The sequence below is a fragment of the Pseudomonas sp. lyk4-R2A-8 genome (assembly GCF_030209095.1).
GTDB classification, from domain to species: Bacteria; Pseudomonadota; Gammaproteobacteria; order Pseudomonadales; family Pseudomonadaceae; genus Aquipseudomonas; species Aquipseudomonas quebecensis.
In genome coordinates this window covers 32,839-46,105 of sequence record NZ_JARVSS010000004.1, presented here as the reverse complement: position 1 = coordinate 46,105, position 13,267 = coordinate 32,839, and the positions used below count along the sequence as shown (strand labels likewise).

Annotated in this window: 5 protein-coding genes; 3 read left to right on the top strand and 2 right to left on the bottom strand. The window is 66.0% G+C overall.

Translation table 11 applies throughout. The features are described from left to right. Positions 1-120 precede the first annotated feature (120 nt). From QRN10_RS04595 to QRN10_RS04585, 3 genes are all read left to right on the top strand, one after another. Positions 121-639 (top strand): DUF2059 domain-containing protein, encoded by a 519-nt coding sequence (locus QRN10_RS04595; RefSeq protein WP_181075663.1) that lies wholly within the window; start codon positions 121-123, stop codon positions 637-639. Between the two features lie 6 nt (positions 640-645). Next, a complete protein-coding gene (locus QRN10_RS04590; protein ID WP_181075661.1) occupies positions 646-942 on the top strand; it encodes a BolA family protein in 297 nt (98 codons plus the stop codon). Between the two features lie 117 nt (positions 943-1,059). Further along, on the top strand, positions 1,060-3,945 hold the full coding sequence (locus QRN10_RS04585; RefSeq protein WP_285427925.1) for an RHS repeat-associated core domain-containing protein: 2,886 nt from the start codon (positions 1,060-1,062) through the stop codon (positions 3,943-3,945). 14 nt (positions 3,946-3,959) lie between these two features. On the opposite strand, the gene QRN10_RS04580 is transcribed toward QRN10_RS04585, so the two are convergent. Together QRN10_RS04580 and QRN10_RS04575 are read right to left on the bottom strand one after the other, a co-directional pair. Further along, the gene (locus QRN10_RS04580; protein ID WP_285427924.1) at positions 3,960-8,441 is read right to left on the bottom strand and encodes a SpvB/TcaC N-terminal domain-containing protein; all 4,482 of its coding nucleotides are present in this window, start codon (positions 8,439-8,441) and stop codon (positions 3,960-3,962) included. Next, positions 8,438-13,267: a Tc toxin subunit A-related protein gene (locus tag QRN10_RS04575; RefSeq protein ID WP_285427923.1), complete on the bottom strand. Its 4,830-nt coding sequence runs from the start codon at positions 13,265-13,267 to the stop codon at positions 8,438-8,440. The genes QRN10_RS04580 and QRN10_RS04575 overlap by 4 nt, the downstream gene beginning before the upstream one ends.

Here is a 13,267-nt window from a genome sequence, read left to right as displayed (position 1 = left end):
TTGTGCGACCGCGCCCCGTAAAACCAGGCCTCGCAAGGGGGTGGGGTTGAGCCGCGAGGTTTTTTAGGCGCAGAATGGTCGCCCTTGGGGTTTTACCTCGCCAGCTAGAAAGGAAACTCGATGACTCGTCTTCGTGCCATCTGTACCGCGGTTGCTCTGGTTTGCGCCAGCGGCCAGGTTTTTGCCGATACCGCCAGCCACAACGCCAGTGCCGAAGCGTTCCTGACCCTGGCCCATGCTGACAAGCTGGGTACCCCGGTGTACATGCAAGTGCAGCAAATGTTCGCCCAGCGTTTCGAACAGACCAAGGCACCCGCCGCCAAGCAATCGGTGCTCGACAGCTACCAGGCCAAGGCCAACGCCGCCCTGGACCAGGCTATCGGCTGGCCGAAGCTGAAGCCGGACATGGTCAAGCTCTACACCACCAACTTCAGCGAGTCCGAGCTCAAGGACCTGGTCGCGTTCTACCAGTCGCCCCTGGGCAAGAAAGTCCTGGAAAAAATGCCCCAGCTGACCCAGCAATCGGCCCAGATGACCCAGGCCAAGCTGGAAAGCGCCGTACCGGTGGTCAACAAGCTGCTGGAAGACATGACCAACGAGCTGGCGCCAAAAGCCCCCGCTCCGGCCAAGAAGAAGTAAGCAGCAATGACCATGCAACAGCGTATCGAAATGGCGCTCGCCGCCCTGGCCCCGGACCACTTAAGCGTGCTGGACGAAAGCCATATGCACAGCCGTGGGTTGCAGACCCACTTCAAGGCCGTGCTGGTCAGCCAGCAGTTCGCAGGGCTTAACCGCGTCAAGCGCCACCAGAAGGTCTACGCCACCCTGGGTGACCTGATGAGCGAATTTCATGCGCTGGCGCTGCACACCTACACGCCCGAAGAATGGGCGACCATCGACGCAGCGCCGGCCTCGCCGACCTGCGCCGGCGGGCACGCGTAAAAAGTGGCGGGCTTCAACCGGTACTGACCGGTTGGAGCGCGCATACGCGGCTACCGCCATTCCCCGTACAGGCTCCCTAGGCTCAGGTGACCATTGTGTCATTGGGGTCATGAGTCCATGTCTGCTTCACTGCATCGCAACACCCCCTCGCTGACGGCGTTCGACCCGCGTGGTCTGACGGTCCGCACCATTGCCTATCACCGTGCCACGGCCCAGGCGGCCCCTGCGCCGCGAGTGAGTCGTCGCGTCCACAGCGCCAGCGGTCTGGTGCTGGAACAGTGGGACCCGCGCCTGCATGCCTTGCGCCAGCGCGAACCACGCACCGTGCCCAATCAGCAATTTGTCTACAGCCTGTCCGGCACGGTGGTGCGCCGACAGGACGTCGACGCCGGCCTGCGCCTGCTGCTGTCCGCGCCTGGCGGGCAGCTGGTACAGGCCTGGGATGGGCGCGGTGCCCATCAGCGGCATGAATACGACACGCTGCAGCGCCCGGTGGCGGTCTACGAGCAGGCCGCCTCGCAGGCGCAGCCGCGTTGCGTCGAGCGGTTGGTCTACGCGGCGCCGACGCCCGACCACCAGGCGCTCAACCGCAGCGGTCGCCTGGTGCGGCATGCCGATCCGGCCGGCACCCAGCTGTATGACGCCTATGGCATCGACGGACAAGTGCTGAGTCAGACTCGGCGCTTTCATGCGGGCGCCCTTGAGGTCGACTGGCCCCAGGCTGTCACCGAGCAGGACGCGCAGCTACAACCCGAGGCCTACACCACGCGCTGGCGATTCGACGCACTGGGCGCCACCCTGGAACAGATCGACGCCAAGGGCAACGGTCGGCAATTTCTGTATGGGGTCGATGGTCTGCTGCAAACCAGCAGCCTCAGCTTCAAGGGCGGCGCACAAAAAGCGCTGCTGCAACGCCACGTCTACAACGCCGCCGGCCAGGTGCAATCGGCGCTGCTGGGCAACGGCGTTCAGCGCGAAGCGCACTACCGCGCCGAGAATGGTCGCCTGCAGCGGCTGACGGCGTATCGCACGGCGGCGCGGCGGACGGCCTTGCAGGACCTGCACTACGTCTACGACCCGGTGGGCAATGTGCTGGGCCTGCGTGATCAGGCGCAACCGACGCAATGGCGGCACAACTTTCAAGTTGACGCGGTGAGCCGCTATACCTACGACTCGTTGTACCAGCTCACCCAAGCCACGGGCCGCGAAAGCGCGGCGGCCAGTGTCGGCCCGCACTTGCCGCCGCGCCTGACATTCGGTGTTACCGACGGCGGCTTGTGGCGCACTTACACCCAACAGTACGTCTACGATGAAGGCGGCAACCTGACGCGGTTGCGGCATACGCCATCGAGCGGTGTCGGCTATACCCGCACGTTGCAGGTGGCGGCCGACAGCAATCGCGCCGTGGCTGGCGACAGGCCCACACAGGGATTCGATGCCAACGGCAACCAGCAGGAACTGGCCCAGGGGCAGGCGATGCAGTGGAATGTGCGCAATCAGTTGGCCGGGGTCACGCAGGTAGCGCGCGAGGATGGGCCGGCCGACGACGAAGTCTACGTTTACGCCAGTGACGGCCAGCGCGCGCTCAAGCTCTGTCGACAGCAGGTCGGCGGGCAGCGCCGCACGACGCGGGTGTATTACCTGCCGGGACTGGAGATCCGCCAGAGCGCGCAGCGTCATCTGAATGTGGTGCGCCTTGAGCTGGCGTTGTGCACGGTCGAGGTTCTGCAGTGGGAACACGGGCGCGAGCCGGGCGACCGTCATGAGGCGCTGCGTTTTTGCCTGGCCGACCATCAGTCCAGTCACAGCCTGGAGCTGGATGAGCAGGCACAAGTGCTCAGCCAGGAGAGCTACTTTCCCTACGGCGGCACCGCCTGGTGGGCGTCGCACAGTGCCGTCGACGTGCGCGACAGGAGCCGCCGCTATTGCGGCAAGGAGCGCGATGCCAGCGGCCTGTACTACTACGGTTTTCGCTATTACGCACCGTGGTTGCAGCGCTGGATCAACCCCGATCCGATCGCCGAGCAGGGCGGATCGAACCCCTACCGGATGGCCGCCAACAACCCGGTGACTTTGGTTGATTTCATGGGCCTGCAGCCGGCCAGCGCCGAAAGCACGCGCATCCTCGGCGGGCTTATCCTCCTCGCAGCATTTATTTTTGTGGGCCTGGGCGTCGGCGCGTTGCTGGGCAATGCCGCCACCGGTGCCGCCGTGGGTGGGCTGGTGGGCGGTGTGCTGTTTGGCACCAGCCGTTACGCTGGTTACCGGCAACTGCAACCGCAGGACCAGGACACGCAGGCGCAGGAGGCGCTGTTTGCCCAGTCGGTCGCGGAAATGGCGCTCACACTGGCGCAACAGGCCAGTTTGAGTCACGAAGAAACGGCGCGGTTGGTCAACTTCGCCTATGAGCGTCGGCACGCTGAAGAGGGTGTTTCGATCTACCTGTCAGCCCGTGAAGAACGCATCTATGGCTATGTGGGGCCGGTGGAAGAAAGCGCGCAAGCCGACAGGGCTCTGAAGGAAAGTCGCAACCCCGTCCCGGAGCTCAAGCGTATGGGCTACAGCGCCATTGTGCTGCGCGGGCCGGTCAGGGAGGCGTTGGCCGCCGGCGGTAAATCAGGCGCTTCCAGTGCCTTCGAGGTCGGCCCGACGATCCAGGCGACCGGTGCCGGGCGCCGGATGCGCAAGCCGGGCGCGACGTTGCCCGGCGTGGCGTCGACGGCCAGCAGCGCCGGTCTGCCGATGATGCAGATCGACAGCGGCGCCGTCGCCGATGTCGACCCCGTCAGCCGCGCCGGTCGCAGCATCGCCCTCACGCTCAGCCACTTGCGCGAGCGGCGCTTTGGTGCGGTCCATTGGCACCAGCACCAGGATCGCCTGTGGTCCGCCGACCTGCACGGCTATGCCGCCGCACGAGGGCGCGGCGCTTACCGCCTGATGGTCAGCCACCTGGGCGGCAGCCGGTACCGCGTCGAAGGCGTGCGCCAGCCCCATCGGCGCTGAGCCCTGGGGGCGGGTCAACCGTCGGCGGCGGTGTCGTTTTCATCTTCGCTGACGGTGTACCAGGCCCAATAGGTGGTGCGCTTGAGCGTGCCGTCGGCGTTGAGGGTCTGCACCACGCGGCCGGCCGCGTCGTAGGTGTGCTGGTCGCACAGCCCCCCGGTGCGCAGCGACGCGTCATTGATGTAGCCGTGCCGGTCGGCGAAATAGGGCCGGTAGACGCGCATCGGCTGGCCCCGCAGGTTGTACTCCACCCGCTCGCTGACGCGCCAGCGCGGGTTGGCGTCGACCTCCCGGATGCGCTGGTTGTGCAGGATCAGCGTGCCGTCGACCGCCACGGCATAGGCCGGACCCGGTTCGGTTTTGTGCTTGCTCTGCAGTGCGCGTCCAAAGCCGTCCCAGTGACTGAGCAGCAGGCGAACCTGCCTGGCCGGATCGTCGGGGTAACGATCGGCCTGCAGCGTCAGGCAGTGCACCGGTTCGCGATGCGCCTGGCTGATCAGCCGGCTCAATAGTTGTTGATCCTGGCTGGCGGTCGACAGGCTTTTTTGCAGGCGCAGCCGCGCGGTTGCGCGGATCTGTCCGCCGGGCAACAGGTAGTGCTGGCTCACCCATTCCGGTCGCAGGTCGGCCTCGGCAAGGGTGCCCATCCAACTGAAAGGCGCGTACACCCAGGCGCTGGCGGCGTTACCCAGCACGGCCTCGGGCGCTTCGATTACCTGCGCGATGGGCGCTGGCTGCGCGGCTTCGGCGGACGACAAGGGGGCGAAACCCGTGGCCGTGCCGGATTCGTGGCCGTAGACACTGCTGGCCAGGACCCGTCCGAACCCGTCGTAGCGCACTTCCTGCACTGTGCCGTTGGGGTCCACCCACGTGAGCGGCTGCAACAGCCGATAGTCGTAAGTGGCGCGGATCACGCAGCCGTCGGCCTGGGTCACCTGGCGCACGTGGCAGCCGTACGCGTCGTATTCCAGCGTGGTTTCGCCCAAGGATTGGGTCAGGCGCCAGCTGCGCAGGCGGCAAAAGCGCTTGGCATTGAGGTAGCGCGCAAACCGCCTGCGCACCGACCACAGTTCCGGCGGTGCGCTTTGCTCTGCGGCATTGGCGAAGAAAAACACTGCCATGGGCTGGTAGCCAAGGTGCTGCAACTGCGCCTGACGGTCCCAGGCCGGCTGGCCCGGCAGCGTGGGAATATGCGCGTAGGCCTGCAGGGCGTCGGGGCCCAGTTCGGCGCTTTCCAGGTAATCGCTCAGGGCATGCACGGTGGCGACGCCCGCGTCCAGCGTGCGGCCCTTGCCGCCGGGTTCGCGGTAGCGCTGCACCGATAAGCCGCTCAATTGCCGAGGCGCCTGCGGCCCCAGCGGCCCGCTGTGCCGGTCGATAAACCTTTCGTAGCTGACGGTCGCGGGGGCGAGGCCCGAGGGCCATTCGCCCTTGGGCAGCGTCCAGGCATTGCTGCGCTGGCGGTAGGGCAGGCCCAGGCGCCATTGATCCGGCCGAGGGAGGTGAATCCACTGCGCCAGGGTTTCGCTCAGGTAATAGTGCTGTTGCGCCGCGTCGTGGGTCTCGCGCCACCACTGGCGTGCGTGAGCATCGCTGAGCTGCACGGGTGGGGCATCGGTGGCGGTCTTGCGCCGCGCGTGATGCAACGTGACGCTGTGCACCAGGCTGCCGTAGGCATCCCAGCGCAGGTTGAGCTGGTGTTGACACACCGGGTCGTCGGGCACGCGCTCGTAGTGACAGTCCAGGGTTTCCAGCCTCAGCGGCAGCAGTCGCGCCCAGGCTTGTGCGCCATGCGCCGGGGCCAGCCGGCGCACCATGTAGCGGTGCTGCTGCACGGACAACGGCACCCCATCGGCGGCGTCGAGGGCGAACACTTCGACCCGCAACGGCAACCCCCGAAGTGCGTAGGCGGCCTCGCGTTGTTGCTGTGGGGTGGGCGGGGTGATCAGGCTGTCGTGGTGATCGGTGGGCTGCATCGCATCGGGCGTGGTGTGCCGCCCGATCAGCGTGGGGCCTGGCGTGATGGCGTGGGGGTCGTGCTGGCTGTAATCGTCGCGCGGCATGTCGAGTGATTGGCCGGTGTGAAACCAGCGTTTGCTCAGCAGGCCGCCGGGCGCAGCGTCGCTGTCGCGTTGCAGCACCAGGCCGAAGCCGTTAAAGGCGCGTTCCTCGGGCGCGTAATACGCCTGCCGATAGCTCAGGCGCTGGGTCAGCGTGTTGCCGGTGATTTCGTCGTGCTGCACCTGCTGTTTGACCACATCGATAACGAACGGCAGCCGGCAGTGGGCGCGCAGGCCGTTAGCCTGGCGCTGATGTTTTTCATCCAGCCATTCCTGAGCGCTGCTGCGGTAGGTGAGCCGGGAGACGGTGCCGAGGTTGTTGCAGGTGTAGCGCAGCAAGCCGGGGCGGGTATCGAAAAAGTCGTAGCACCAGTGGCGCGGGCGCGGGTGCATGACACTGACCACCAGGCTGACGAAACCCTGGCCACGCAGGTCCGTCAGGCTGACCTGGCACAGGTCGTCGTGCCGTACCCCGGCCGGCCACGGCAGCACCAGCGGTGTGGCGGCGAAGCCATTGCCGCGCTGGTTGAGGTAGATGCGCACCGCGTCCGGCGTCAGGTACAGCAGGTCATTGGCGCCGCCGCCGTCCAGGTCGGCGAGCAGCACATTGGCCGCCTTGAACGCGGTGTGCCGAAATGGCAACGTGGCCAATACCCGACCCTTGCCGAAGCGCCCGCGGCCCAGGTTCGGCCAGCACTCGATCCGGTCATGGCGGATGCGCACCAGGTGCGGCTGCCCGCTGCCGAGCACATCGCTGAACCCCACCCACTCGCTGGCGCAGGGCCGCAGACTGGGCAAGTCATCACCGTCGATGGCATGCGCCAGGTCGACGCCCGCCGCGAAGCCTTTGGCTTGCCGATTGGCATACAGCCGCACACTGCGCGGGCCTACCAGGGCCAGGTCGGCCACGCCGCTGCCCAGCAGGTCGGCGAATACCGCATCGGCGTGCAACAGCTCCACCGGGATGGCGTCGAACGGCACAAACCGCGCCGAGTGCGGGCCGAGCCTGAAGAAGCCGGCCATGCCCGGGCGTGCCACTACCCACTCCGGGCAGCCGTCGCCGTCCACGTCCAGCAAGGCCTGGAACGTCGACTCGCCGGCCGGGTTGATGGGCAGCGCCTGGGCCGGACCATAGGTGACGGCGTCGGCATCGGCGGGGTCGTCGGCCCGCTGCGGCGCGCGGTAATACCAGGCGTGAGCGGTGCGGTACAGCATCCCCGGTACGCCTTCGCCATAGAGGTCCACCAGTTGATAACGGTGACCGTCGTTCAAACCGGGGAAATCCTCAAGCGGCCGATAGCGCGCGCTGTCCAGTTTCGGTGTGCTGCCCTGATACAGGCATTCCTGCGGCGGCAGGCAGGTGAGGTTGCCGTGGGCATCCACCGCCTGTTCGTGCACGGCCATCAGTTGGTTTACCCCGTTGCGACTGAGGTGATGCTCCAGCAGCAGACGCCGCACCAGGACCGGTTCGGGGCCCATGCCTGGCTCGTCGGGAAAGGCATGAAACATCAGGACTTGCCGGCACAGGCGCAAGGTGCGCTGTTCGAACCCATAGGCATAACGGGAGAAGGGATCGGCGCGCGGCGTCCACGCGTGCCGCGGCGCGTAGCTGGGGCGCTGCTCGAAGGCGTCGGTGCGCTGCCCATAGTCGAACAGCAGGTGAAAGTGCCAGGCGTGGCGGGTGAGGTCGTCGCTCTTGAGCAGGTACGGCGCTTCTTGTTCCCGGGCGGTGGCGTTGCCGTAGTAAACGCTGTGCAGGTAGCGCTGGGCGCGGCTGTCATGGGGGAAGGTGCGGCTATCGGTCTCGGCCTGGTACCGGTAGCCGATATGTTCGCCGTGGGCATTCAGGCTTTCTTCCAGCAGCCATTGCGCGACATGGTGCGGTTGCTCGGGGTCGGCGATCCGCGCGATCGGGGTCTTGCCGTACAGGTGCTGGCTGCCGTCGCTGGCCTGTACCCACCAGAAGCCGGCGCCGTCAAGGGCCGAGCACCAATGCTCGATGCGCGAGAAGTCGCTCTCCACGCGTGGAAAGTGGCGGGTCACGGTGTAGGTCGTGCCCAGTGGCACCTGGTTGAAGGTGTCGCGCTGGGTGCGCAGCGGCGTGCCATCGGCAGTGCATTCGGGCATCCATGCCTGGGCGTCCGGCCCCAGCAGCGTGTCCGCTTCGGTGTAGGTCGGCACGCCGCGACGGCTGCAGCGTGTGACGGCCGCCACGGCAACCGTCCAGCCGAAGCCGAACGCGCTGTTGCCGGCATCGCTGCGGTAGGTGAGGGCCAGGGTCGGTGCGTAGCCACGGCCGGCGCTGATCGGTAACGCGATCTCGAAACATGCGGCACCGTCGGCGCCGACCGGGGCCCAGCCTTTGGCGGCGCCTTGCGGGGCGGTGGCGGTGGTCGGCGGCGCCGGCAGGGGCGATAGATCGGTAGACGGATTCATGCGTCACTCCCTGCCGGCCGAGCGGTGTAGCGCAGGTGAAAGATGATGTCGGTGATCGACGCCAGCAAGTCTTTCTGGCGCTGCGGATGGGGAAAGTCCAGGCGCCAGGACGACACCGCGCCGGTGTACTCGAAGGGCAGATAGCGCGGGTCGTTGTCGAAGGTGAGCGTGAACAGGCCGTTGTCATCCAGCCCGCGTGACAGTGCGATTTGCTGGCGCGCGCGCCATTCGGTGCGCGTGCCGCCGCCGGCAACGTTCAGCTCGTTGCGGGTCTGGGTCAGCGTGGCCTTGAGGTCCTCGAACGGCCCCAGTGTGCCGGGCAGCGACACGCTGACGTGCTTGATGCGACGCAGCACGTGGCCGGGGTAGTCCTCGTCGAACACAGCCTGGGGCAGCTCGAAACACAGGCTGCCGTGCTGCATCAGCGCGGCCTTGTGATCGTCCCAAGTCTGGCCGCTGAGAGGCGCGCCGGCCTGCGGGATGTTGACCGCGCACGCGATCAGGCGATCGCGCAGCGACACGGTTTTGGTGATCTCCAGCTCCCGGGGCGTGTGTTGCAGGTAGGCCGCGTTCATGCTGATCAGGTTGAGCTTCATGGCTTCAGCGCTCAGCAGGCCTTGTGAGGCCTGCCGCCAACTGTCGCCCTGGAAGAACCGGCGGTCTTCGGCGGTTTCGTACTGCCAGCAGGCTTCGGCCGCCAGGCATAACGAGTGCGCGCTGTCATGCAGGGCGTAATAGAACGTCGCCAATTGCGAATTCAGCCACTGATACAGCTGCGCCCTGGAGACGCGCGTACTCAACAGTTGATAGGCCGATTGCGCGTGGGCCAGGGCGGTGCGGGCGCTGCGCAGTTGCAGGCGGGTGGCTTTTTCCTGCTCGGCCTGGGCCTGCAGCAGGGCGTCGATCTGCGCCAGTTCCAGGCGCGCCTGTTGGGCGGCGTGGGCCCAGTCCTCGGCACGGCGGTTGAACTGCTCGGTGCGGTCCAGGTCGTTCGCGGTGGCGCGGGCGCGGTTGGCCTCGCCTTGGGCAAAGGCCTGATAGCTGTGGAACAGACCCTCAAAGCGCATGCCGCCGAACGAGGTGCCGAAGATGTTCGGCGCGAGCATGGCCGCACCGGCGCCGACGCCGGCAATCGCCACTTTGCGCTCCCACGCGGCGCTCTCAAGATAGCGTCGGCCGGCAGCGGTTTCACCGGCGCTGCTGCCTTCGTCGAGGCGATGGGCAAGGAAGTCCAGGCGCGCCTTGACCACCGCGCGGCTGCGTTGCAGGGCGTGGGTGTTTTTCTCGTCGATCATCAGCGCCTGGGCCTGTTGGGTCACCACCAGTCGGGCCAGCTCCCAGGCATTCTGCTGCTGCACCTCCAGCAGGTGCGCCTGCTCTTTGCGTTCGATCAGGGTGAGCAATGTGCTGCCGAACTGCGCCAGGCTGTCGACCGCACTCAGGGCGTGCGCGGCCATCACCTGGAAGCGGTAATGCCCGACTTCCGGGCGCATCGGCATATACCCCTCGATGCCCACGGCGGCACCCTCGGCCCGTCGCGCGAGCAGGTCGGCGGGCGCTATCGGCGCGGCGTACAGCGGCTGGCGTAACGGCTTTGCAGTGATGTCCAGGTGATTACGCAGCCCATGCAGGCGGCTGTCCAACGTGTCCCAGCGCGCCACCTGTTGCGGGTTCAGCGGCCGGAGCAGGTAAGCGCTGTCGGTGAGCCATGTGCGCTGGCCGAACGTCCCGCACTGACGCAAGAGTGTGCGGTGCTGCTCGGGCGAGTGCTCCCGTTCGCGTATCGCCGTGGCCGGCGTGTTGGCCAGGCTAGCCAGGGTGCGCGGAGTCCAGCTGTCGGCGCGGGTCAGCGTCGGGCGCGGGCCGAGCAGGTTCTGCGCCTGGATATACCGGAGCTTGGCTTCAGCCAGGCTGTCGGGGCTCAACTGGCGATAGGCCGCGTCGCCACGGTTGATCAGGATGTCGACGTTGAGCAAGTGCAGCGCCTTGCGCAGATAGCTGGGGAAACTGAGGGCCAGGTAATGGGGACTCTGCGGATGCTGGCAGGCGTAGCTCAGTTCCATGGGGGCCGTCGCCAGGATGCGCAGTGTCCCGGTGTCCGGCCGGCGTGGGTCGAACAGCGCGTGCAGCCAGCGCTCGGCCTCGGCGAATTGCTGTTGCTGGTGCAGACGCTGGGCCAGGGTCCAGGGCAAATAGATAAACAGTTCGCGCATGCAGTGGCCATGCGCGCCCTGGAAGTCGCTCGGTTGCGGCGCCGCCCCGGCAAGTCGTGCCAGGCTGCCTGCAGACAGTTGTTCAAGACCGGCGCCGGCCTGGCTGAATACGCGGCTGGCCAGCCGACTGGTGAGTGGGATCGACGGCAGCGCCGGCTTGAGGCTCGCGGAAAAGTCGATGAACTCGCTGGGTTCGCCGGTTTCCTCGTGCACGCGTTGAACACGCGGAGAATGGGCCGGGTCGTCGATACTCTGCGTCTGGCTCAGGGCGCAGGTGACGGCCTTGAGCGCATAGCCCAGCACGCGCGCGCCGTTGCCCAGGCTCTCCAGGGTGATGACGCCATGGATCAACGTGACGGCCGAGGTCGGTTGCCCGTCAGGGAGTTTTATGCGTGCCGTCGCGACATGCCCGGCGGGCAACTCCGGTGCCGAGCCCGACAGGCTTTCGTGTTCGGTGTCGATAAAGTTGAGGATATGCATGGTGTTGTTGCCGACGGCCTGCGGCGTGGGCAAGTCCTTGAGCCTGGACTGCATGATCACGTGGCGATAGAGGCGGATCGGGGTGGACGCGCTGCTGTACACCAGCCTCAGGTCATTGACGAAATGCAGCTTCCTGCTGGACGAGTCGTCCCCTGGCAATAAGTAGCCGCTGTAGCGATCCAGGATCGCCAGGACGTTGTCCTGGGCATGGGCATAAAGGTGAAGAAAGGCATTTTTGTTGATGAACTTGCCTTCCAGTGAATACCTCGTGACATTCCTGTCGGCGGTTTGTCCGGCGCGCAGCGTGTCGGCCTGGCCCGACAGGGTCAACAGCATGCTGCCCAGGTCGTAGATGGCATTGGCAAAGGTCTTGCCGGTCTTGGGGTTTTTGAAAAACAGCGCGTAGTGCGTGACATCCAGTTCCGAGACGAGCCCGCTGTCCAGGACGATGGCCGAGCCATGGCTCAAGGCGACGTCTTCCCTGGCCGCGTCATGCATGGCCGACTCGGTGACCAAATGGATACTCGCCTCACCGTGCCGGGTTGTCAGGTTGATGCGATAGGTCTGCAGGAAACTCCTGGCGGTTTTCGAGCTGAAAACCAGCTCGTGGGTGATCGGGTCAACCGTCGTATGGGGGCTGTCGGCGGTCAGGATGTCCTGGCTGCGGTATTCGAAATTCCAGTCTTTCACCGGCGGCGAGGTGTCCGGGATCAGGGCCAGCACCGGCAGCGCGGGGTCCTGCGCCACGCTGGCTTTGAATTGCAGGTTGCCGTGGTTGATGTCGAAGAACAGGCCGAAATAGCGATGGGCAAAGGGCGTCAGCAAGACGCTGGAAAACACGTCGTCCTCATCGGGGCCGCCAAGCAGCGCGGTTTGCAAGGGCGTGTTCTGCGTTGACTCGTAGGCTTCCAACAGGCGAATGGTCTCCAGCGCAACGGCCGAGCCCGGCACGATCTTGTAGCGTCCAGGGCTGCCGGCGGACGCCACGACTTTCACTCCCAGCGTTTGATCGACACTCACCGCCTGGAAGAACTCGCCCGGCTGTTCGCTGCCATGGTTGAGGGTGTTGGCGCGTATGCCGAGGAACAGGCTATGGGGCGTGCGGCCGTCGACCACCGCGATGGTCTGCGTGATGCCGGCGAGCTGCGCGCGGGTCAGCGCGTTGACGCCGCGGGTGACGCAATGCTCCTCCAATGCCGTGTGCGGCACGCTCCAGCTGCCATCGAGCTTCTGATAGGAAAAGCACAGGCGAAACTTCACGAACCGGCTGTTGAGCCATTCGGTCTGGCGCTGTTGTTGCTCTTCATCGTCATCCTCGCCATTGCCGTTTCCCGTTACCTGCGCGGCGTGGTAGGGCGCCGGCTTGATGCTCTCGGCCCACACGATAAACAGCCGGTTGTTGAACCGCACCGGGCGGATGCTGTGGGCGGGGGTGTCGGCGCAAAAGGCCAGGTTGATCGGCTTCCAGTCAGTCCAGGCCAGCGGCGCCGGTGTGTCGGGGCGGGCGCTGGAGCGCTTGGACAGGTCGAGCGAACGCCAGTAGTAAAGGTTGTCGCTGGCGGATTTGCCGACGAAGTAATAGGTGCTGGTATCCAGCTGCCGCACATCGCCGTCGATGTAGCCATTGAGCGTGTGCAGGGTGGCGATGGCTTCGAACCGCGACAGGTAGCCTTGCACGGCGTTGTGCACCGTGGCCGGCTGCAGGCGGTGCTGGTTGAGGTCGGCTTCCAGTTGTTCGAAGCTGGCGCTCTTGTCTTCGCGCAGCGCCGGGTCGAGGAAGTTGTGCGGTTGATAGCGCAACTGCTGGGTGGCGCGCCACAACGGGTAAGTGCGCAGGCTGTCGTGCCAGGCCTGGCTTTCATCCGCTGACGGGCCCTGGGTTTCGTAGCCGGGTTCCAGGCCGCCGTGGATACGGTTGATGTAATGCTGCAGGCTGGTTATCGCACTGGCCACCGGGCTGCTGGGCACGGCCTGGCTGACTTGTACGTCCAGCAGCCAGTAGTCGTACAGGTCGTTGGGGGTGCGCAGCGCGGCTTTCAATGGCGCGCTGACGCAGTGCGCCAGGTAGAAGCCCAGCATGGCATCGCGGTGGGCTTGGTTGAGGGTGCTGTCGAGGGTCTCTGACATCGTCAT

Coding starts and splice junctions, on each gene's coding strand:
- QRN10_RS04595 (WP_181075663.1), top strand. CDS start 121: ATGACTCGTCTTCGTGCCATCTGTACCGCGGTTGCTCTGGTTTGCGCC.
- QRN10_RS04590 (WP_181075661.1), top strand. CDS start 646: ATGACCATGCAACAGCGTATCGAAATGGCGCTCGCCGCCCTGGCCCCG.
- QRN10_RS04585 (WP_285427925.1), top strand. CDS start 1,060: ATGTCTGCTTCACTGCATCGCAACACCCCCTCGCTGACGGCGTTCGAC.
- QRN10_RS04580 (WP_285427924.1), bottom strand. CDS start 8,441: ATGAATCCGTCTACCGATCTATCGCCCCTGCCGGCGCCGCCGACCACC.
- QRN10_RS04575 (WP_285427923.1), bottom strand. CDS start 13,267: ATGACGATGTCAGAGACCCTCGACAGCACCCTCAACCAAGCCCACCGC.